Below are 21,752 nucleotides of genomic sequence, written 5' to 3'. Positions count from 1 at the left end.
TCCTAATTATTCAAACGGGTTATGAAGCAAAATTGTCTGAGCACGATCCGGGCCGGTAGAAACAACTGCGATCGGGCAGCCGGCAACTTCGGACAGACGAGTTAAATACTTCTGAGCGTTAACGGGCAAATCTTCCCACTTTGTAATACCAAAAGTCGGTTCTTTCCAGCCGGGGAAGTCTTCGTAAATGACTTTGCACTGAGCAACTTCTTCAGCGCCGACAGGCATGATGTCGATCCTTTCGCCCTTGTATTCGTAGCCGACGCCCAAACGAACGGTTTCAAAGCCATCCAAAACGTCGAGCTTCATCACAGCCAGACCGCTTAAGCCGTTCCATTCAACAGCGCGGCGAAGAGCAGCACCGTCGAACCAGCCGCAGCGGCGGGGACGACCGGTCACTGCACCGAATTCATTTCCTTTCTTAGCAATGGTCTTGCCGACTTCATCAAAGAGTTCGGTCGGGAAAGGACCTGAACCGACGCGTGTGCAGTAAGCCTTCGTGATACCAAGGATGTAATTGAGTTTCTGAGGGCCGACACCGGATCCGGGGCTGGCAAAGCCTGCAACGGTGTTGCTGGAAGTGACGAACGGATAAGTTCCGTGGTCGATGTCGAGCATGGTTCCCTGAGCTCCTTCGTACAGGAACTGTTCGCCTTCCTTCATCTTAGTGTTGAGAATGTGAGAAATGTCGCGAATCTTCGGAACAATTCTCGGAGCCATTGCCAGCGTATCTTCGATCATCTTTTCGACGTCGACAGGTTCGCTGTTGTAATAGTTCGCCAGCAGGAAGTTGATGAGCTTGCAGTTTTCACGAACTTTTTCTGCAAAGACTTTCGGTTCTGCCAAGTCTCTGACATGGACAGCGCGGCGAGCGATCTTGTCTTCGTAGGCCGGCCCGATGCCACGGCCGGTCGTACCGATTTTCTTATCGCCTAAGGCGTTTTCACGAGCGTGGTCGAGCGCGATGTGGTACGGGAGAACCAGCGGACACTGACCGGAGACAAAAATACGATCTTCGGCATCCATTCCGTGAGCCTTCAGGTCGTCGATTTCCTTCAGCATTGCTTCGGGGCTAACAACTGCACCGTTACCGATGTAGCACTTGACGTGAGGATGCATAACACCGGAGGGGATCAAACGAAGAACCGTTTTCTGGCCGTTGATCACGAGTGTGTGGCCTGCATTGTGGCCGCCGTTGAAACGGACAACGCCTTGTACACTTTCGGTGAGCCAGTCAACGATCTTGCCTTTGCCTTCGTCGCCCCACTGAGCGCCGACAACGACTACATTTTTACTCATTTCATCCTCTTAAAAAATTAACGGTTCGACGTACGGGCCGCTACCGTCCAAACACCATTGATACAAACTAATTCTTCATCCAAGCGGAAAGATTCTTCCAGCGAAGCAACATTGTCTTCAGGCAGTTTTTCAATCACGATGTCGCCGTTTTCGCGAAGTTCACGAATGCGGGACTGCAGGGCGGCATCGTCCAGCCTGTTGGGCGCCAAGATCGCATAAGGACGCTTTGTGTCCATCACGGCGATAATCTCGCGCAGGTATAACGTAAAACCGACCGCGGGACGTTTGCGTCCGAAACGCTCACCGATATCATCGTAACGACCGCCGCGCAGAATCGGCTGATAACGGCCGGGAATATTGACGCTGAAAGTCACGCCGGTGTGATAGTTGTAACCGGCAACGTCAGCGAAATCACAGCTGACGATATCTGCGCCGGATTCACGACCGAGTCTGCGGACGCTTTCCAGAATTTCCGGAATTTCCGGATAATCGGAAAATTCTTCGATAACTTGATTGAGAACGTCTTCCGAACCGAAGAGCATCGTCAGGCGAATTAAATCATCAACGGTTTTCTCTTTAAGAACACCTCTGAGCTCCTCAAGTGCAGAGCGGTCCTTATGACTCAAAGCAAAGAGAATTTGGTCCTGAACAACTTCACTTACAGGATCACTGTCCAGAATTGCCTTGACCACACCGGTGTGGCCTAAATCTAAGAAAATATTTTCAAGACCGAATTGACGCAGAGACTCAATTCCCAAACAGATCACTTCACGTTCGCTTTCCACACTGGAAGAGCCGAACATTTCAACACCGGCCAAGTACGGCTGGCGCGAAGCAAGAGGATGCAGAGGACGTGCATGGAGAACGCTTCCAACATAGCAGAGGCGGGATACACCCGAACGATTGAGAATGTGAGCATCGATTCGAGCAACCTGCGGCGTCATATCGGCGCGGATGCCCATCGTCTTTCCAGTTACCTGGTCGACGATTTTAAAAGTTCTGAGATCCAGATCTCCGCCCGTTCCTGTCAGAAGAGAGTCAACGTACTCCACCAGAGGAGGACGGACGACTTCAAAACCGTGGCTTGTCACCAGTTTTAGGAAAGAACTTCTAAGATGCTCTATGGCCCTCGCCTCTCGTGGAAGCATATCCGCGATATTTTCAGGTAGCAGCCATACTGACATAAAGATCCTTTCTAAAAAAGCAATGAACCGGCCCAAACGAGCACCAGCCCTAAGACTACACTTTCTAACCCGATATAACGGATTTTCTCGCTAGGAAATCGTGAGATAAATCTCACGGCGCGCTTCCATAAATCAGGAGCCAACATAGGTAAAAGGCCTTCAAGTACAAAGCAGAAACCCAGTACGTACAAGAAGGCCTTCATGATTTAGATCACAAAAAATTTATGGTTGTTTATTGGCTTGAGCTTCACCGCGGGAATTCTTGAGATAGTCGAAGAATTCGCTGCTCGGATCCACCACCATCATGTCCTGAGGTTTATTGAAGGACTGGCGATAAGCATCCAGTGAACGGTAGAACTTCGCAAACTCCGGATCTTTGCTAAATGCTTTGGCGTAAAGTTCGTTAGCTTGAGCGTCGCCGGAACCTTTAATGTTCTGAGCGTCACGATAAGCTTCGGCCAAAACAACGGTTCTTTGACGATCGGCGTCAGCCTTGATCTTTTCGGCTTCAGCAGCACCCTTGGAGCGTTCTTCGCTGGCAACGCGCTTACGTTCGGCTTCCATGCGGCGATAGACAGACTCAGAAATTTCCGGTGTGAAATCAACTCGCTTGAGTCGGACGTCAACAACTTCAATACCTAAGTCGGAAACGCGCTTCTGGAGCGCTTCAGAGATTTCTGCCATTGCGCGTGCTCTGTCGCTGGACGTGATGTCGTTTACCGTGCGGCGGTTTACAACCTGGTTGAGCACGTCACGAAGCAGCGCAGACATACGGTCGTCCGCAGCGCGCTCGCTGCCCTGGAAGGAAACCCAGTAGCGGCGCGGATCATTGATACGCCACTTGACATAGGAATCAATCATCAGGTTCTTCTTCTCGCTGGTTTGAACCAAGTCCGCTGCGGGCGTGTCGATTGTGAGAATACGTTTGTCCAAATAGACAACATTCTGAAGCGGTGACGGCAGTTTGACATGCAGACCCGGTGTAGAAACAACGCTCTTTAATTCACCGAGCATGAAGACTAAGGCGTACTCACGCTCGTTGACCGTGTAAAGGCAGGTTCTCGCGAGCAAGGCGCCAAAAAGAATAACAATAACTAAGGAAAGTAATTTTTTCATCTTTCTGTCCTTATCTCAAAGTGCGGGATAAAAGACGGGAAGTAGGCTGACTCGCGTCCGGTGTTAAAGGCGGCTGATCTCCGCCGGGCAGATTATGCGTCTGCTGGGCAGATGAAGCAGGAACGTTCGGCTGCACAGGTGCGGCCGCAGCTGCAGGCGCCGGTGCCGGAGCAGCTCGTTTAGCCAACTGATCCAACGGCAGGTACAACAGGTTATTGGAAGACTTATTGTCAACCATTACCTTGGTCGTGTTGTTGAAGATCTGCTGCATGGTGTCCACGTACATACGGTCGCGGGTCACCTTCGGAGCTTTCTCATACTGTGCGTAGACCTGATTGAAGCGGTTTGCGTCACCTTCGGCTTGAGAGACAACACGAGACTTGTAAGCTTCAGCCTCCTGACGAAGTCGTTCTGCCAGACCGCGGGCCTTAGGCACAACATCGTTGGCGTAAGCCTCTCCTTCATTAATCTGGCGTTCTCGGTCCTGACCGGCCTTAACGGCATCATTGAAAGCGGCCTGAACTTGTTCAGGCGGCTGAGCATTCTGAATGGCGACGGACAGAACCTGAATACCTGAGTGGTAGCGGTCCAGCATTTCCTGCATCAGCTTTTTAACTTCTTCTGCAATTTCCTGCTTGGACTCGAACAAAACGCTGTCCATCTTCTTGCGGCCGACCACTTCGCGCATGGCGGACTCGGCAGTCTGAACAACTGCACCCATCGGATCGCGGGTGCGGAACAAGAACTCTTCAGCGCCGTTGCCCTGCTTAATTCGATACTGAACATTGAACATCACGTCAACAATGTTCTCGTCGTCGGTCAGCATGAGCGCTTCTTTAAGACGCTGTGTACCGCCTCTCAAACCGATTTCAGCCTTACGGACGGAAGAAACGTCGACCAAAGCAACGTCCTGAATCGGATAAGGCAGGTGCCAGCGGAAACCGGCGTTGGTACTTTCGGTGTAGCGGCCGAAAGTCGTCACGACGCCGTTCTGACCTTCCGGAACAATGTAGAAACCGGAAGCGAGCCAAGCGGCCAAAGCGATAACAATGGCGGAAACAGCCATTCCGCCGGAGAATGAAGACGGAACTTTAAACTGCGGGAAAGAGTTTCCGCCGCCGTTTCCATTGCCGCCGCCATTGCCGAACGAATTCTGCTGATTTTTGAATTCGTGGTCTTTGCGCAACGGGGGTTCGTCGAAGTCGTAGTCTTCGTTTTTCTGATTTTGTGTCTGAGAAGAAGCTGACGGCTCTTCTTTCTGAGCATTGCGATTTTGATTGCCTTTGGTGCCCAACATCGAGTTCAGACGATCGTTGAACTGTTTCCAAAGCTCTTCTAAATCTCCGTCATTGTTGTTCTGAGCAAAGCGTCCGGGCATTTCGTTTTTGCTCGGTTCAGCTTTTCTCGGTTCTTCATCAGTCTCTTTGGGAGGCTCTTTGATTTCGTTTTCTTTCTGGGAGGAATCATCCTCCGAGCCTTTTCGGCCCCAACGGGGGTCATTAAGCGACATTGTCGAATATTTCCTTAAAAATCACAGGACATAGGGAACTTGTCCGAGTGAGTTAGACAAGAGAGCAGAGAATTTTAGCACTTGAAAAATAATAATATTTTTAAGATTAAAGACTTATTACATTTAACAAAGAGCTAATCGCGGCCGATCTTTTTCAAAGAAGGCCCCGAAGGAATTACCGCTCAAATTCAGCGAGCCAGTCCTCATTATCGGGAGCCTCTTGGGGCTCTTCCGGCTCTTTTTCTGCTATTTGACGAATGGCGTCTTTGAGAAGATCGATGCCCTCACCGTTTGCGGCGCTGATACCGACAGCTTTCGGCGTTCCGTCCTCGGCACAAGTGATAAACGGACTCCTGCCTTCCAGGTCGATCTTATTGAAAACCAGCAGCTGCGGAATATCTTTAGCGCCGATTTCTTCTAAGACTTTATTGACTTCCGTCATCTGTTCTTCTCTGGCCGGCGTCGAGGAGTCGACGACATGGAGCAGAAGGTCTGCCTGGGCCGCTTCGTCCAGTGTCGATTTAAAAGCCTCGATCAGCTGGTGCGGCAATCCGCGGATAAAGCCCACGGTGTCACTTAAGACGACTTCCACATCTCCGCCGACAAAGCATCTGCGGGCGGTCGTATCCAACGTTGCAAACAACTGGTCGGCCGCGTAAACACCGCCTCGAGTCAGACGATTAAAGAGCGTTGACTTACCAGCATTGGTATAGCCGACCAGTGCGACAGTCAGCACCTCGCCTCTTTGACGAGATTTGCGCTGAGTATTGCGTTGGCGCTCAAGTTTCTTAAGCTGTTCTCTTAACGCTTTGACGCGCGTCGCGATCATTCGACGGTCAAGTTCGATCTGCTTTTCACCAGGACCGCCGGTCTTGGACAAACCGCCTCTCTGGCGTTCCAAGTGCGTCCAGCCTCTGACCAAACGTGTCGACAAGTGAGTCAGTCGAGCAAGTTCGACCTGCAGGCGGCCTTCTCTGGTCTTTGCCCTTTGGCGGAAAATTTCCAGAATCAGATTGGTCCGATCAAGGACTTCAATTCCGACGGCTTTTTCGATGTTGCGCTGCTGCGCGGGAGATAAAGCGACATCAAAAATCAGCGCCTTTGCCCCGTTAGCAAGCGCTTCACTTTTAATTTCTTCGATTTTGCCGCTTCCGAGGAAAGTTTTAGGGTCCGGACGATCGCGTTTTGCTTCAGTCAGACCTGCAACTTGGAAGCCGCAGGATGTCGCTAATTCTGATAATTCAAGTGCCGCGTCTCGATGAATTTCGCGGCCCACAATGACAGAGACGAGCCACACCTTTCCGGGTGTCTCGTCTCCCTTTTGATATTGATAATCCACTATACGGTTTCTGCTTCTTCAGTTCCCTGCTGTTCATTGCCCAGCGGTACGGCGCGAGCCGGAACAACAGTGCTAATAGCGTGTTTATAAACCATCTGAGTTACGGTGTTGCGAAGCAGAACGACATACTGGTCGAAAGATTCGATCTGTCCCTGCAGTTTGATACCGTTCACCAAATAGATGGAAACAGGGATACGTCCCTTACGAAGACTGTTTAAGAATGGGTCTTGTAACAATTGCCCTTTTGTCATTGTTTTTCTCCAAACGGAAATTTCCGCTCATAAATCTGAATAAATTCTAGCTGCGGCACACCGAAATTGTTCTTTGTATTAATCATTTTGGGCGCACATTTAATTCTTCTGCACTTCTATGATCGAAGGACTCTTGTTGGGCGACAACCCCCTTGTGGAGCTGTGTTTCCGCAGCAGATTCTCTTACTACAGTAACTATTTTAGCTGTAAATGCCGTCAGGAAAGATCATTGTTAATGCTTATTTGAGGCACAGAACGGGCAGCGTCCTTCAATCGCGGCTCCTTATAAAAATTCCCGCACTCGGCGGGAATTCTTCGATTAGGCCTTTTGGGCGTAGGGATTCTTGTTCGTTCTAAATTCGATTCGGAGCGGTGTGCCCTCGAGTTTGAATTTATCTCTGAACCAGCCTTCCAGATATCGACGGTAGCTTTCCGGAACATCCTGAAGCGCGTTTCCGTGAACCACGATAACGGGAGGATTCTGACCGCCCTGGTGTGCATATCTCATCTTCGGACGTCCTCCGCCGGCTCTCGGCGGCAGCTGACGAGTCGTGGCTTCGATCAAAGCGCGTGTCAGCTTCGGTGTAGAGAGCTTCATAAACGCAGCGGTATGGGCATCGTTGACTGCGTTGAGCAGGTGATGCAGACCGCGTTTTTCCAACGCGGAGATATAAACAATCTTGGCCCAGCGCAGGAAGTGCAGCTTGCGTTCAAGTTCTTCCTTCACGCGGCGTCTTTCGTAATCGTCCAAGCTGTCCCACTTGTTGACACCGACCACCAAGGCACGACCGCTTTCGAGAATGTAGCCCGCAATGTTGGCATCCTGTTCGGCAATACCGGCGTGCGCATCGAGAAGAAGCACAACCACGTTGGAGCTTTCGATTGCCTGAAGCGTTTTAATCACAGAGAACTTTTCGATTGCCTCAAACACTTTGCCTTTACGGCGAAGGCCGGCGGTATCGATCAGGGTGTAATCACGATCTTTATATTGGAACTCGACCTCGATCGCATCGCGAGTGGTTCCGGGCATGTCAAAAGCAATCAGACGATCTTCACCGATCAGAGCATTGATCAGCGTGCTCTTGCCTGCGTTCGGACGGCCCGCAATGGCAACTTTAATCTTATGTTTGAAATCCTCTTCCTCATCGATTTCCTTTTCGGTCGGGAAAGGTTCCAAAACAAGGTCCATCAAGGCTTTGACCCCTTCGCCGTGGGCGGCGGAGATGGTGTAAGGCTCGCCCAAGGCCAGTTCATAGAACTCGGCCTTAGCCGTTTCCGTTAAACCTTCGGCCTTATTGACGACGAGATAGGTCTTCTTACCGGACTCGCGCAAATTCTGGGCAATTCGCTGATCCTGCGGCGTTAAGCCGGCGCGTCCGTCCACTAAGAACAAGACGACGTCAGATTCGGTAATCGCCAACTGCGCCTGTCCGGTCATCTCTTTGACGATGCCTTCGGTGCGGATCGGTTCAAAACCGCCCGTATCGATGACTAAGTAAGGTTTATCGCCGATACGACCGTCGCCGTAATGACGATCTCGGGTCAGACCCGGGAAGTCTGCCACTAAAGCGTCTCTCGAACGCGTCAGGCGATTAAACAAGGTCGACTTTCCGACATTCGGACGACCAACAAGCGCAATGACTGGAACCATAATTCTTATCTATTCGACAAATAAGCAACGTCGCCTTTACTGGTTTGGAAAATAGCGCCTGCACTAAAAGGCTGTGCCTGCGTTACGATCGGACCGCTCAAACGAACACGCGCCATTTCTTCACCGGTTCTCGGCGAAAGGAAATGAACATAACCGTCTTCATCACCGACAGCCACGGCGCCCGGGAATACGACCGGCGCGGAAAGTCCGCGGTAGAGCATGGTCTTATTGGACCAGCGCTGTTCTCCGCTTTCGCGGTAGAAGGCCTGGACTTCTCCGTTGACGCTGACGGCATAAACGTTGTCTTCGTCAATGGCAGGACCTGCGACGGCATCAATCTTTTGCGTCCATCTCGTCTGTCCGTTGGTGCTGTCCACACAAGTTACAGCGCCCTGGAAGGCGGCGGCGCAAACTAAGTTGTCGCTGAAGGCCGGCGCCCCGACAACGTCAACCAAACGTTCGACTTCGGTCACGCCTTTCGCTTGGGCGACTTGGAATTCAAACATCGGTTTTCCGGAGGCAATATCCAAAATCACGATATGGCCGTTCGGCTGTCCGACTAACAAAAAGTTATCATGAGCCAGCATTCTTGTGGGTAAACGGACCGTCAAAGCGGGCTGACTTCTCTGATAAGTCCACTGCAGTTCGCCGGAGGAAGCTTCAAAAGCAGAGACTCGGGTATCCATCGTGCGGGCGATCACTAGGCCGTGAGAAACCACGGGAGGAGAAGCCAGCTCCGTTGTCAGTTTCTTTTCCCAGCTGACCTTGCCTTCGGCATCCACAACTTCCAGATTGCCGTCCCAAAGACCGACAGCTGTAACGTAGCCGTCAGAGCCGACACCCCCGGTAATCGGGCTGTTAAAAGAAACGGACCATTCGGTTTCACCAGTCCTGGCATTTAAACGAGTCAGCGTCTTTCCGCCGGCTGCAAACACCATATCGTCATATACCGCGGGAACTAAGAAGCCTTCGGCAGAGGAAAGTCCTTTGGACCAAACCTCGGTGACTTCCATGCTCGGTGTAAATTTCACCAGCGGCATGGGTTCATGTTTAGGACTGGAACAAGCCGAAAGCAGAACTGCTGCAGCGACTGCGGCCGCAATCTTGAGTTTTGTACTCATGAATTATTCCTTGGGTAAAGAATTTAATTTGATTTCGATGACGCCGACCAGCGGATTGGTCATAGGCGCATGACGCAAGGCGTCTTCCCAGCTTTTACGAGCAGCGGCAACATCGCCTTTGGCGAGATAGAGGTCGCCCATACGGTCATAAACAGGAACTTCTTCGCCTTTAGCGTCTTTAACTGCATTGAGAACAGTCAGGCCCTGATCATATTTGCCTTCATCAAGATAAACACCAGCCAGACGGACAGAAGCGAGCGGCTTGAGTTCGGGATACTTGTCGGAATCAACGATCCACTTGAGTGCTTTTTCTGCTTCGGCATACTTACCGGCGGTTTCCGCATTATGCGCAGCAAGCAGAGCCCCCATTCCGGCGTACGTCGTCGAAGCATAGCTTTCGTGCAGACGGCCGGCGATTGCCTGAACGCGAGCCTCATCCTTCATATTGCTTGCCTGAATCATCTGTGCGTACAGAACACCGGCATCCGTCGATTCTTTCATCTGATACCAGCGCCAGCCCTGAAAACCGGCGGCGCATAAGCAGGCGACCGTCACGACGGTCAAAATTAAGTTACCCCATTTCTCCCACCAAGCCTTAATCTCGGCAAGGGACTCTTGTTCTTCTAAGTCATAGGCCATGTAATGTATCTCCCGGTCTATTTAAAGGTTCTAAATTCAATTTCTAAAAAAAGAAGTAAACGTAAGGGGACGCCGGTTCCCTCTTCTTTTTAAACGTGCTGGCCGAGTAACGAGACCGCTTCGTCGATCGTAAGCGTCTTCTGTTCACCGTAACCTTCAAGGTTTTCACGAAGTGCTTTGAGGCCGACCTTTCCGGCCGCCGCTTCGTCGGCTCCGATCACCAATGCATAAAGAGCTCCTGAAGCATCGGCGCGCTTCATCTGGTTGCCGAACTTCATGCTGCCGCTGTGGATGATCGTCGCGATATCAGCATCTCTGAGTCTTTCAGCTGCAGACAGTGCGTTAAGGTAAAGCGCCTTGTCCCAAACGACGTAAACGTCGCATTCTCTGGATTCGGGCTTAACGCCGCATTCCTTCATGAGTTCAAGCACGCGTTCAATGCCCATGGCAAAACCGCAGGCCGGAGCATCGCGTCCGCCCAGCATTCCGATGAGCGGGTCGTAGCGGCCGCCCCCGCAGATTGTGCCCTGAGCACCGAGTTTATCGGTCACCCATTCAAAGACCGTGAGGTTGTAATAGTCCAAACCGCGGACCAGTCTCGGATTGACAACATAGTCGATACCTTCGGCTTTCAAAATTGCTTCCAGGTCTGCAAGGAACTGTTTAGATTCTTCGCCTAAGGAGTCATAGAGCTTCGGCGCATTATTGACCAAGTCCTGCATGTCGGGGTTCTTGGTGTCGAGAATGCGCAGCGGGTTGGAATAAAGACGACGAGAAGCGTCTTCGTCCAGAATATCTTTGTGAGCCTCGAAGTATTGGATCAATACTTCTCTATAGGCTTTGCGGTCTTCAAGCTGGCCTAAGCAGTTGAGTTCAAGGCGAACCGGAGCAATTCCGAGGCGCTTCCAGAGGCGGTTAAGCATCAGCAGCTGTTCGGCATCCGTATCCGGGCCTTTGAAACCCATGGCTTCCATGCCGAACTGATGGAACTGACGATAACGTCCTCTCTGGGGGCGTTCGTGACGGAACATCGGGCCCATGTACCAAAGACGCTTCGGTCCTTCATAAAGAAGATTGTGTTCAATACAGGCACGTACGACAGAGGCCGTGTTTTCCGGACGCAGAGAAAGCTCGTCGCCGTTTAAGGAATCGACGAAGGAATACATTTCCTTTTCAACGATATCAGTCACTTCGCCGATACCGCGTTTAAACAGACGAGTCTGTTCGACGATCGGAGTACGAATGTGCTGATAACCGTAAAGTTTCGCCAGAGAGGAAGCTTCTTTTTCAAAGAAGTGCCAAAGAGGGGCATCTTCCGGCAGCATGTCGCTCATGCCGCGAATTGCCTGAATCTTTTCAATCGCCATTATTGTTCCTTAGCATTTTGGTAATTTTTCTGAACGTACTCTTCGATGAGCGAATGGAATTCTTCGCTCATCTTCGGCCCTTTCAAAGACCCCCATTTCTTACCGTCGATAAAGACGGGAGAAACCGGCGCCTCGCCTGAGCCCGGCAGAGAAATACCGATGTTTGCATGACGGCTCTCTCCGGGGCCGTTCACGACACAGCCCATCACCGCCACATTCATGTTTTCAACACCCGGATTATGCTTGCGCCAATCCGGCATTCTCAACTTAATAAAATCCTGAGTTTCCTTTGCCAGCTCCTGGAAGAGGCAGCTGGTCGTGCGTCCGCAGCCCGGGCAGGAAACAACCTGAGGCGTGAAGTTCCTCATCCCGAGAGCCTGCAGGATCTCGCACGCAAGTTCGACTTCCGCTGTACGAGACTGGCCCGGTTCCGGTGTCAGCGAAACACGGATCGTATCTCCGATATTTTCCAGCAGGAGCACGGAGAGTGCAGCGGTCGTAGAAACCGTACCTTTAAGTCCCATTCCGGCCTCGGTCAAACCGAGATGCAGAGGATAAGCACAGCGAGCCTCGAGCTCACGGTAAACGGCGATCAAATCCTTGACGCCGCTCACTTTCGCGGAAATAGCTACCTGAGAGGGCTTCATACCGAGCTCAACAGCTCGATCCGCATTTTCAACCGCGCTTCTTACTAAGGCCTCACGAAGTACTTCTTTTGCGTCGAGCGGATTCTCGAGCTTTTGATTTTCCGACATCATGCGGGCCAAAAGATCTTGGTCGAGCGAGCCCCAGTTGACGCCGATTCGAACGGGCTTGTCATACTTCTTCGCGAGCTCAATCATTGTGCGGAAATTTTCTTCCTGCTTGTCGCCTTTTCCGACGTTGCCGGGATTGATTCGATACTTAGAAAGCGCCTCGGCGCATTCGGGATATTCGTTCAGCAGTTTGTGGCCGTTGTAATGAAAGTCGCCTACCAGCGGAACAAAGCAGCCTGCTTCATCCAGCCTCCTGCGAATTTCAGCGATCGCTTTTGCAGCTGCCGGAGTGTTGACCGTAAGACGAACAAGCTCGCTTCCTGCCTGAGCGAGCTCTAAAACTTGTTTAGTCGAGGATTCGACATCGGCCGTATCCGTGTTCGTCATGGACTGGATCACTACGGGGCGGCCGGCGCCGATCTCAACGATATTGTCCTTCCAGCGGACAATCATCGGTTCTTTTTGTGAAGAGGACATTCGTTATTTTTGAACCAAAGTAAACACGGTGGAAGTCGCGCGATTATTGATATTCAGATCAACAGGTGCGCCGTCAACTTTCACAAAGCCCTTAGCACGGTTGCCGACGGAGACTTTGAAAGGATACGGAACTTCATAATCCCGAGTTTCACCGCTCTTTAACTGAGCATTGTGAACGAGCTTCTTGTCCTGGTAAACACCGAACCAGCATTCCCCGCCTTCGGCACCGATCGTCACTTTGTACGTTCCGTTGGCGGATTTCGGAACCACGAGATCCCAGCGGCCTTCAGCTTCGTTATGAGTCAGCGTCAGCAGTTTAGACGGAGCAGCAGCTGCCAGCGCTGCAGCGGCAGCTGCCTTCTTGGCCTCTTCTGCTAAGCGCTTTTCTTCAGCAACTTTCGCTGCGGCTGCTGCCTCAGCTTCTTTTTGCAGTTTTTCTTTTAATGCGGCATCCCGATCAGCCTGTGTCTGAGCTTCTGCTGCGGCCGGAGCCGAAGCAGCGGCAGCGGGCTGAGGAGCGGGTTCAACCGTTGTGTTGGAAACCAAAACAGGAACGGCTTCAGGAGTCTTTGCAAGTTCAGAAGCCGGAGCGGCTGCCTCAGCCGGCTGTGTAGCCTCTGCCTGAGGAACTTCGGCAGCTTTTTCGGTTTTTTGACTCATGTAGTAGTTGTAGCCGATCCAACCCAATGCGATTACAACTGCTAAGAAAAGCAGTCCGGCAATAAACTTACCGACAAAGTTTTTCGGCTGAGCATCGTGATAAGGAGCGAGCTCCTGAGTCGTGCGGCGGATGAACGTACGCGGATCTTTATCGTCCGGAGCCAATGCCGCATTAAAGAGCGAAATGATCTTGGCTTCATCGACGCCTAACAAACGGGCATAGCTGCGCAGGTGGGCGCGAGCGTAAACAGGGGTCGGAAAAACTTTATAGTTGTCCGACTCCAATCCTTCGATCTGATCCGGTGAAATTCTTAGTTGAGAAGATACCTGATCAATACTCAATTCTTTATTTTCACGAGCAATACGCAACAAGCCGCCGTACGTCGTTGCTTCAGACGGCTGGTCTTTGGCTTCCAAGTTGATATTGTTCTCAGACATTTTTCTCGCCTCCTGTTGCCTTTGCCGGGCTCTTAATCTCTTTGATGATTATCTCGCGATTTGCTCTCTTTTCTGCGAGCTTAGTACGGTCTTTAATTTCCCCGGCCAACTGACCGCAGGCCGCATCGATATCGTCACCGCGGACCTTTCTCACAGTAGTGACAATACCTGCGCCGTTCAGTCGGTCGGCAAAAGCTTTAACCTCTTCGGGCTTACTGCGCTCAAGACCGGATCCCGGGAAGGGATTAAAGGGGATCAAGTTGAACTTGCAGGGAATGTCCTGAACCAAAGTAATCAGTTCTTTGGCCTGTGCGAGTGAATCATTCACGCCGCCGATGAGAATATATTCAAAGGTGATGAAATCTCTCGGGGCGTGTTCCAAATAACGCTTGCAGGCCGCGAGCAGCTGCTCGAGCGGATGCTTGCGGTTGACCGGCATGATCTTGTCTCTAAGCTCATTGTTCGGAGCATGGAGACTTACTGCCAATGCGACCGGACACTGTTCGGCAAGCTTATCCATCTGCCTGACCAGGCCGGAAGTGGAGACGGTAACGCGGCGGCGGGATAAGCCGTAGGCGTTATCGTCGAGCATCAGTTTCAGGGACGGGATGACAGCGTCCAAATTCTGGAGCGGCTCACCCATGCCCATCATGACAACATTGGAAATTACTCTTTCGTTTTCATCGGTGATACCGAGATCTTTTCTTAAAGTGTGTTCGGCATGCCGAAGCTGACCAATAATTTCCGATGCTTTCAAATTACGGTTAAAGCCCTGCTTACCCGTCGAACAAAACAGACAGTTCATTGCGCAGCCGGCCTGAGAAGAGACACAAAGCGTGCCGCGGCCGTCCTGAGGAATATAAACCATCTCAACGGCGTTACCGCTGCCGACGTCAAGCAGCCATTTACGAGTTCCGTCAGCAGCTGTTTTATCCCGAATGATTTCGGGACCCCGAATCTCAGCAACCTTCTCGAGTTTGGCTCGGAAGGACTTGGCGAGATCCGTCATTTCAGAAAAATCGCGTGCTCCGCGGCGATGAATCCAACGCTCAAGCTGTTTCGCACGGAAAGGCTTCTCTCCGAGATCTTCACAAAACTTCTTCAGCCCCTCGGCATCAAATCCAAGGAGGTTCACTTTCTGAGGCAACTTTTCTTCTGTCATGATCGGGTGTTATCCCCGCTTGCGCGGGGATATTCTTTACATCGCTAACTAAACTACATGCGCGGTCGATTAACGGCCGGCGTAGATGTCCATCTGCGGGAAGAAGAAAGCGATTTCAACGGCAGCTGTTTCAGGGCTGTCGGAGCCGTGAACAGCGTTAGCGTCGATAGACTGAGCGAAGTCGGCTCTGATGGTGCCCTTGGCAGCCTTCTTCGGGTCGGTAGCGCCCATGAGTTCACGATTCTTCATGATGGCATTTTCACCTTCGAGAACCTGAATCTGAACGGGACCGGAAACCATGAAGTCAACCAGATCTTTGAAGAAGGGGCGTTCACGGTGAACAGCGTAGAAAGCTTCGGCTTCCTGGCGGGAAAGCCACTTCATTTTGGAAGCAACAATCTTGAGGTTGTTAGATTCAAAGCGGGAGTAAATCTGACCGATAACGTTTTTGGCAACTGCATCGGGTTTAATAATCGAAAGTGTGCGTTCAATAGCCATTTCAATCTCTTAAAAACGAAAAAAGTAAAAAATAGAAATGCAGAGGATTCCGCACTTCTTTTTGTCTAAAAGACAATCGGTTGATTTTATCATGCAGGGATTAAGGACTAAGGTTTTACGAGAGGCTGAAACGCCTGATTACTTAGTTTTCCGCTGTGCAAGGTTTCCTGCAACCGGTCAAGGTGCAGGCGTATTCGAAGGTTTGAAACGGTAGGTCAGGCCGAGCAGGATCAAGTTAATCACAGCTACCACGATGAACGTCTCCAAACCGGAAGAAACAAGTTCTGTGGCGCGATCCTGCCAGATCATTTTCGGAACTTCAATAAAAACTACGGCGGTAAATGCGACCGGAAGAATGATCGCGAAGCGAAGTGCTTTGAGGGTCACGAGTTTGCTTTCGACATAGAAGCTTCTGGCAAACCAAATCGAGGGAAGGATAAAAAGCAGATAGATCGCGACAGAAGCTTTGACAAATGTGTAGGCGTGGATCATCAGTCCTCCGTTTACCGAAGCGATATCGTGCACTACCCAAACCAAGAAAGCCAGCATGCCCGGTTCAAACAGCATGATTAAAGACAAAATCAGCACAGCAGAAACCGGAAGTCTCGGACGATGGATCTTTAACTGCCGCGCCAGCCATAATGAGCAAAACAGCATCACAGTTGTTGCAATCAGTGTGCGGACAGCCATAAGAAATTCCATGCGTTCACTCCTATTTCTTTTCCCGATCTTTCTTCGGCTGGTGACTAATGGGATAATTATCCGCTACCTGCGGACTCATTCTCAGGTAAGCAGTGATCACCATGAGCACTGCAATATAAGCACCCATCGTATATCCGGCAGGAATCGCCACCGTAAATCCGTGAGAGCCCAAGATAATGAGCGGCAGAATGCCGGCTGCCAACACAATAAAGAAAGCCGAGGACCACATGATTCTCAGTGCCCGAACCAGGCTTTCGCGGTTGTGACGGATGTAAAGCAGCCAAGAAGCAAAAATGCTTTGACCGATGGCAACCAAAATACAAATCATGGCGAGCGCCACATACAGCTGGTCCAGCGTGGCCATCTTATGAATGGTTCCGTAAAGCAGCGATATGCTCGGAGACTCGTAATTGGCGCTGGTAAAGCTCAGCCACAGAGAAGGAAGAACATCGCGAATCAGACTAATTGAAAGGAGCGGCAGTCCAATAAACAGGAAGACAATACAAAGCGCCAGCCCCCACGTCGAGATGCCCTGCCCTTTGGTTTTGACGACATAGGTCGGAAACCAGACACAAAAGCCCAATGCAAACAAAAAAGCAAACCAGTACTCAAATACTCCGCTTTCTTCCACTCTCTTTCTCCTTAGTTTTTATTTGTTTATTCGTTGCTGAATGTTTTTCCAGCGGCCTCAGAATACTTTACGTAAATACCCACGCCTAAGGCAAGTACCAGCGACAGGCATAAGAACGGTAGGTCTTCTTTGGCAAGATTTACTCCGAAAGATCCGAACAGCAGATACGGCGCAGCTGCCTGAGACACCAGATTTAAGAGGTAGCCGAGACCCGTGAAGAGCAGGACTAAATTTATCGTCCCGCGGGCGCGGCTTTCCACGATAAGGTAAGCCGCATACAAAAAAGAAATGATGGCCCCGGTCGACAGTCCCCAGCTCATCCAAGAAAGCGTCAGTACCGAACCCACCCCCCAGGATGCAAAAGGCAGCATCGTGTTGTTGAGCTCGGCGTTATTCACGTACGTGAGCACGGGCAAAAGGATCATCAAAATAGAGGCAGAAAATGCCAGACCGAAACTTAAGTCCTTCTTGAAAAATTTTAGGGCGAAGGCCGGCACTAGAATGATGACCAGCAGCTCCGCCAAAATTTTTACAAACAGAATTACGATCTGAAAAACCAAAGACGTCATTTCCGTTAAATCTTCGGTTCCTCGGATCGAGCTTCCTGCTCAGCCTCTTCAGTCATTCCGCCGATTTCGATTTCATCGATTTCGTCGATTTTTTCCGGCTTAGGACCCGGTTCAAAAACGGCAATGCTTTCAACGTGCGCCGTATGCGGGAACATATTCATCACGCCGGCAGACAGCAGTTTCCAGCCGCCTTCCCTTACGAGCAGCGCAGCATCGCGGGCCAGCGTTGCCGGATTGCAGGAAACATAAACCAAACGAGCGGGACGCTTATCCGTGTCCGCGAGCGAGCGGCAAAGCGCCATAGCGCCTTCACGAGGCGGATCGATCAGAACACGATCCACGCCGCCAAGCTTGTTCCAGACGGCATCCCAATCGTCCAGCGTCCAGTCAAACAGGTTACGAGCCTCAAATTCAGTCTTGTCTGCGAGATTATTGTCTTTTGCACCTGCACGGGCACGATCAACCAGTTCGGTGCTTCCCTCGATACCGAGAACTTTTGCTGATCTTGTCGCCAGCGGCAGCGTAAAGTTGCCGAGACCGCAGAAGAAATCAATGACTTTGGACGAGGGTTCAAGATGCAGCAGACGAAGCGCTCTGGTGACCATCACTTCATTTAAGCGATGATTTACCTGAGTGAAGTCTGTCGGTCTGAAGACGACTTCCACACCGGTTTCTCGATGGTGCAGTTTCAGTCGAGTCGCATTTTCAGGGTCCATCGGATAAATGGAATCCGGGCCTTTCGGCTGATACCAAAAATCGACGCCGTAGTCTTTTTGGAACTGTCTGAGTTTTGCTTCATCATCAGCCGTCAGTTTTTCCAAGACACGAAGCACTAAAGCCAGCGCTTCATCTGTCACGGCCAATTCAATCTGAGGAAGCTTCTTGCGAAGCGATAAAGAGTTAATGAGTTCGCGCAGGGGAACCAAAAGATCGCTGACACGCTTGGGAAGAATTTCGCAGCTCTTCATGTCTGCGATAAAACTGGAACGCTTTTCATGGAAGCCCACGAGCACGGTTCCTTTTTTCGCGACTTCACGCACAGACAGACGGGCACGATGACGGTATCTCCATGCAGAGCCGTAGATCGGTGCCAGAACCTGTTCAGGGCGGACTCTGCCGATATGCCACAAGGCGTCCATCAAAACCTTTTGCTTCATGGCCACCTGAGCATGGGCCTCGAGATGTTGCATGGCGCAGCCTCCGCAGCTGCCGTCCTTGACGCCGAAGTGAGGGCACTTCGGCAAAACGCGAAGCGGGGATTCCTTATAAATTTCGGTTGTCAGTCCTAATTCAAAAGAAGGTTTGCTGCGGTAGACCTCGTATTCGACTTTCTCGCCGGGGAGCGCCCCCTCGATGAAAACGACTTTACCGTCACGGCGTGCGACACCGCGGCCTTCCTGATCCAGAGACTCAATAACGGCGACATACTTTGCCCGTTCTTTTTTAGCTCGTGCCATGAATTTTCCTAACTACTAACTTAGTGCTTTTGGAGCATTGTAAGAGGATCGATCGGTTTGCCGTTTTTACGTATTTCAAAATGGACACGGGGAGAAACATCCGTTGTTCCCATCACGGCAATCGCCTGGCCCTTACGAACTTGATCGCCCTGTTTTACCGAGATCGATTTCACCCGGCCATAGACAGAAACACAGCCGTCTTTATCGCGAATCATCACGACCTTACCGTAACCCTGGACCTGACCGTCAAAAAGCACCGTACCGTTCACAGCAGCGTGAACCTTTTCGCCTTCGGATCCAGCGATATCGATACCTTTATTCAAGCCGCCGAAATTCTGAATAATCTTTCCTGAAGCCGGCCAGCCGTAGGTGCCGTTTGCGCTGCCGACAGAGCTACTTGAAGAAGCGGTCTGGGTAGTACTTGCAGATGCGGCAGGAGCAGCGCTTGAAGAGGTCGAGGGCTTAGCAGAACTGCTCGAACTCGTCTGTGTCTTGGTGTTGGCTTCAACTCTGCGGATATTGGCGTCCGTTGAAGACGATACGGACAAGCGAAGTTTCTGACCGACCAATAGGTGGGACGGATTCGTCAAGTGGTTTTCGCGCGCAACCACGGCGGGATCGAGGCCGTAGCGGGAGGAAATCGCATACAGCGTGTCTCCGGGCTTAACGGTATAGACGGATGCCGTCGCTGAACCGTCCGTTATCGGGGCATTGCCTCCGGTAAACGAACAGCCGGCTATCACCGAAGCAAACACCATCGGCCAAAGATACTTACTGCAATTCATAACTCCTCCATGAGCCTCTTTTATTTCTCTACCGAACAGATTTTAAGTAAAAACCGTCCTAATCGTCAGAACAAATCGAATTATTCTCAGGACTGAAAGCTGTTACACCACGTCCGAACGGTATCCAGCATCCCGTAATTCGTCATATCCACTTGAAGCGGCGTAACGCTGACGTAATTGTGCGATGTTGCCCAGAAATCGGTTCCCTGAGTGCTGTCACGCGCGTCACCGGCGGCGCCGAGCCAATAAATCGTCTCGCCTCGCGGATTAACCTGCTCAATCACGGATTGGGCGGCGTGACGACGACCGAGACGTGTCACGACTAACCCAGAGAGCTGGTCAATCGTTGTGTTGGGGATATTGACATTCAAAAGGAACGGCGCAGGAAGCGGACTTTTAATAAAGTTGTCCACAATGTACTCGGCCACCTCCGCGGCGGAATCCAAACAAGACCAGCCCGAATGCACCTGAGAAAAAGCAAAGGACGGGCAACCGAACAAGAATCCTTCCATAGCGGCAGCGACGGTTCCTGAATAAAGCACGTCGTCACCCATGTTCTGGCCGCAGTTGATGCCGCTTAAAACGATATCCGGTTTTTGAGGCAGCAAGCCGGTTAAAGCAATATGGACACAATCCGAAGGCGTACCGTTCACAAAGAAAACATTTTCCTGAACCTGACGAACGGAAAGCGGACGGTTAAGCGTTAAGGAGTTACTGGCCCCGCTGTGGTTTTGTTCGGGTGCAACCACTGTGACATTGCCGAATCGGCGGATACGACGGGCGAGTTCCTGAATACCGGGCGCTAAATAACCGTCATCGTTTGAAATCAAAATATTCATCGCTTTCCTCAGATAGCCGAAGTTTTCAGTCCTCAATTATCGCGATTTTCCGACTTCTTAGCCAATGCCGCGAGCGCAGACCGAGGACTATCAGAGGAAAGAATTTTTAGAGGCGCCCGAAAAAGCAAAAGCCGCAGGTATGCTAAATCTCTGCGGCTGTGCATCGATGTCGGCAATCGGCCGACGAAATTATTTGTCCTATCGAATAGATTAGGCGGTAGCCTTAGACAGGGTCATTCCTGCGGAAACAGCAACGACTTTTTGCTTCTTCTCTTTTTTCTCAGACTTCTTAGCAAGGGAGATCAACTGAAGAGAAGCCCCGGCTAATAAAAGACGAGTTTTCATTGGAAGAGATTCAGGCATTTAGTCCTCAAAGGTTGTTATGAAATCACCTTCCAATTTAGTAATTCAATATGACAGCTTTATGACAAAAATGAGATAAATCTCAAAGTTTAGTGTTTATCCTTAGACGCTTACCATGACGCGGTAACCTCTTCTTTCAAGTTTGTCGCGGATTTTACAAAGTGACTCTTTATCTGCCTTTTTTAAACCGGCCGCCGGTGTGTCGCGGTCAAGGGTGTAAATCATGACTTCCCGAGGCTTGATTTCTTCCAGCACATCAATCCACGGATCTACAAACTCGTCTGTCGTGTTATCCACGGACTGTCCTTCAAACTCACCTTTCATGAACATCGTCTGAATAATCGGACGAACCGTCATGTTTTTGAGTTTCTCGATGACACCTTTTACATCGTACTTGGCGTTCGGACGATCAATGCGCTTGATGTAGTCCGCGTTTACGGTATCGAGCTTCATAATCGGGTTGTCCACTTTTGCCAAAGCTTTAACAACCTTCTCGCGCGCAAGGAAGGTAGAGTTGCTTAAGACGCTGATTTTTGCGTTGGGAAAATAGCGATCTCTAAGCTCAATCGTGTCATCAATGATGAGGTCAAAATCAGGGTGAGACGTCGGTTCTCCGTTACCGGCAAAAGTAAAGACATCGGGAACGACGCCTGTTTTCTGCAGATAAATAAGTTTCTTTTCCAGAGCTGTTCGAACTTCTTCCCGCGTAGGGAGCTTGCGTTTGGCGTCGTGGTCTTTATTAAAGCCGCATTCGCAGTACACGCAGTCAAAAGAGCAGACTTTGGCTTCAGCCGGCAAAAGATTGATCCCTAAAGAAGTACCTAAGCGTCTGGAATGAATCGGTCCGAAGATTGGTGAAGGAAAAAGAATACAAGCCATGCCGACCTCCTCCGTGAGAACCGCAAATAAATCGAGTAGGGGAAGCTTTCACCTACCCCT

The 21,752-nt window shown here is 50.8% G+C and carries 23 protein-coding genes; all 23 read right to left on the bottom strand.

All coding sequences use genetic code 11. The annotated features are described in order from the left end of the window. Positions 1 to 6 precede the first annotated feature (6 nt). On the bottom strand, positions 7 to 1,299 hold the full coding sequence (locus HMPREF9439_RS04505) for an adenylosuccinate synthase (RefSeq protein ID WP_008811562.1): 1,293 nt from the start codon (positions 1,297 to 1,299) through the stop codon (positions 7 to 9). Positions 1,300 to 1,316: 17 nt separating this feature from the next. Beyond that, a complete protein-coding gene (locus HMPREF9439_RS04500; RefSeq protein WP_008863888.1) occupies positions 1,317 to 2,483 on the bottom strand; it encodes an ATP phosphoribosyltransferase regulatory subunit in 1,167 nt (388 codons plus the stop codon). 11 nt (positions 2,484 to 2,494) lie between these two features. After that, the gene (locus HMPREF9439_RS13050; RefSeq protein ID WP_008863887.1) at positions 2,495 to 2,686 is read right to left on the bottom strand and encodes a DUF2065 domain-containing protein; all 192 of its coding nucleotides are present in this window, start codon (positions 2,684 to 2,686) and stop codon (positions 2,495 to 2,497) included. Positions 2,687 to 2,705: 19 nt separating this feature from the next. Further along, positions 2,706 to 3,599 carry a protease modulator HflC gene (gene hflC / locus HMPREF9439_RS04495; RefSeq protein ID WP_008811560.1) on the bottom strand — a complete coding sequence of 298 codons (894 nt, stop codon included), beginning with the start codon at positions 3,597 to 3,599 and terminating at the stop codon, positions 2,706 to 2,708. Between the two features lie 10 nt (positions 3,600 to 3,609). Continuing rightward, a complete protein-coding gene (gene hflK / locus HMPREF9439_RS04490) occupies positions 3,610 to 5,109 on the bottom strand; it encodes an FtsH protease activity modulator HflK (protein ID WP_008863886.1) in 1,500 nt (499 codons plus the stop codon). Positions 5,110 to 5,284: 175 nt separating this feature from the next. After that, the gene (hflX, locus tag HMPREF9439_RS04485) at positions 5,285 to 6,448 is read right to left on the bottom strand and encodes a GTPase HflX (protein ID WP_008863885.1); all 1,164 of its coding nucleotides are present in this window, start codon (positions 6,446 to 6,448) and stop codon (positions 5,285 to 5,287) included. Then, the gene (gene hfq / locus HMPREF9439_RS04480) at positions 6,448 to 6,699 is read right to left on the bottom strand and encodes an RNA chaperone Hfq (protein ID WP_008811557.1); all 252 of its coding nucleotides are present in this window, start codon (positions 6,697 to 6,699) and stop codon (positions 6,448 to 6,450) included. The genes hflX and hfq overlap by 1 nt, the downstream gene beginning before the upstream one ends. A 319-nt stretch (positions 6,700 to 7,018) precedes the next feature. Further along, positions 7,019 to 8,350, bottom strand: coding sequence for a ribosome biogenesis GTPase Der (gene der, locus HMPREF9439_RS04475; RefSeq protein ID WP_008811556.1), 1,332 nt, complete (start codon positions 8,348 to 8,350; stop codon positions 7,019 to 7,021). 5 nt (positions 8,351 to 8,355) lie between these two features. Then, positions 8,356 to 9,471, bottom strand: coding sequence for an outer membrane protein assembly factor BamB (gene bamB / locus HMPREF9439_RS04470; protein ID WP_008811555.1), 1,116 nt, complete (start codon positions 9,469 to 9,471; stop codon positions 8,356 to 8,358). Between the two features lie 3 nt (positions 9,472 to 9,474). Then, the gene (locus HMPREF9439_RS04465) at positions 9,475 to 10,110 is read right to left on the bottom strand and encodes a YfgM family protein (protein ID WP_008811554.1); all 636 of its coding nucleotides are present in this window, start codon (positions 10,108 to 10,110) and stop codon (positions 9,475 to 9,477) included. 89 nt (positions 10,111 to 10,199) lie between these two features. Beyond that, entirely contained in the window at positions 10,200 to 11,477 is a 1,278-nt protein-coding gene (hisS, locus tag HMPREF9439_RS04460) for a histidine--tRNA ligase (RefSeq protein ID WP_008811553.1), read from the bottom strand. Beyond that, complete coding sequence (ispG, locus tag HMPREF9439_RS04455; protein WP_008811552.1) at positions 11,477 to 12,709, bottom strand: flavodoxin-dependent (E)-4-hydroxy-3-methylbut-2-enyl-diphosphate synthase; 1,233 nt, start codon at positions 12,707 to 12,709, stop codon at positions 11,477 to 11,479. The genes hisS and ispG overlap by 1 nt, the downstream gene beginning before the upstream one ends. A 3-nt stretch (positions 12,710 to 12,712) precedes the next feature. Then, the gene (locus HMPREF9439_RS04450) at positions 12,713 to 13,807 is read right to left on the bottom strand and encodes a helix-turn-helix domain-containing protein (protein WP_008811551.1); all 1,095 of its coding nucleotides are present in this window, start codon (positions 13,805 to 13,807) and stop codon (positions 12,713 to 12,715) included. Next, the gene (gene rlmN / locus HMPREF9439_RS04445) at positions 13,800 to 14,969 is read right to left on the bottom strand and encodes a dual-specificity RNA methyltransferase RlmN (RefSeq protein ID WP_008863883.1); all 1,170 of its coding nucleotides are present in this window, start codon (positions 14,967 to 14,969) and stop codon (positions 13,800 to 13,802) included. The genes HMPREF9439_RS04450 and rlmN overlap by 8 nt, the downstream gene beginning before the upstream one ends. A gap of 69 nt (positions 14,970 to 15,038) precedes the next feature. Further along, positions 15,039 to 15,467, bottom strand: coding sequence for a nucleoside-diphosphate kinase (gene ndk / locus HMPREF9439_RS04440; RefSeq protein WP_008811549.1), 429 nt, complete (start codon positions 15,465 to 15,467; stop codon positions 15,039 to 15,041). Between the two features lie 177 nt (positions 15,468 to 15,644). After that, positions 15,645 to 16,169 (bottom strand): hypothetical protein, encoded by a 525-nt coding sequence (locus HMPREF9439_RS04435; protein WP_008811548.1) that lies wholly within the window; start codon positions 16,167 to 16,169, stop codon positions 15,645 to 15,647. A gap of 10 nt (positions 16,170 to 16,179) precedes the next feature. Beyond that, the gene (locus HMPREF9439_RS04430; protein ID WP_008811547.1) at positions 16,180 to 16,800 is read right to left on the bottom strand and encodes a hypothetical protein; all 621 of its coding nucleotides are present in this window, start codon (positions 16,798 to 16,800) and stop codon (positions 16,180 to 16,182) included. Positions 16,801 to 16,826: 26 nt separating this feature from the next. Continuing rightward, on the bottom strand, positions 16,827 to 17,369 hold the full coding sequence (locus HMPREF9439_RS04425; RefSeq protein ID WP_008811546.1) for a hypothetical protein: 543 nt from the start codon (positions 17,367 to 17,369) through the stop codon (positions 16,827 to 16,829). A gap of 5 nt (positions 17,370 to 17,374) precedes the next feature. Continuing rightward, the gene (gene rlmD, locus HMPREF9439_RS04420) at positions 17,375 to 18,826 is read right to left on the bottom strand and encodes a 23S rRNA (uracil(1939)-C(5))-methyltransferase RlmD (protein WP_008811545.1); all 1,452 of its coding nucleotides are present in this window, start codon (positions 18,824 to 18,826) and stop codon (positions 17,375 to 17,377) included. 20 nt (positions 18,827 to 18,846) lie between these two features. Beyond that, positions 18,847 to 19,611, bottom strand: a complete 765-nt coding sequence (locus tag HMPREF9439_RS04415; protein ID WP_040603409.1) for a M23 family metallopeptidase — start codon at positions 19,609 to 19,611, stop codon at positions 18,847 to 18,849. An 86-nt stretch (positions 19,612 to 19,697) separates the two neighbouring features. After that, positions 19,698 to 20,450: a 5'/3'-nucleotidase SurE gene (surE, locus tag HMPREF9439_RS04410; RefSeq protein ID WP_008863881.1), complete on the bottom strand. Its 753-nt coding sequence runs from the start codon at positions 20,448 to 20,450 to the stop codon at positions 19,698 to 19,700. Between the two features lie 210 nt (positions 20,451 to 20,660). Beyond that, entirely contained in the window at positions 20,661 to 20,813 is a 153-nt protein-coding gene (locus tag HMPREF9439_RS13280; RefSeq protein ID WP_008811542.1) for a hypothetical protein, read from the bottom strand. A 102-nt stretch (positions 20,814 to 20,915) separates the two neighbouring features. Further along, a complete protein-coding gene (locus HMPREF9439_RS04405; RefSeq protein ID WP_008811541.1) occupies positions 20,916 to 21,692 on the bottom strand; it encodes a radical SAM protein in 777 nt (258 codons plus the stop codon). Positions 21,693 to 21,752 lie beyond the last annotated feature (60 nt).

The sequence above is a fragment of the Parasutterella excrementihominis YIT 11859 genome, assembly GCF_000205025.1.
Lineage (GTDB): Bacteria > Pseudomonadota > Gammaproteobacteria > Burkholderiales > Burkholderiaceae_F > Parasutterella > Parasutterella excrementihominis.
The sequence above is the reverse complement of the archived record's forward strand: the minus strand, read 5'-3'. Positions and strand labels throughout refer to the sequence as shown.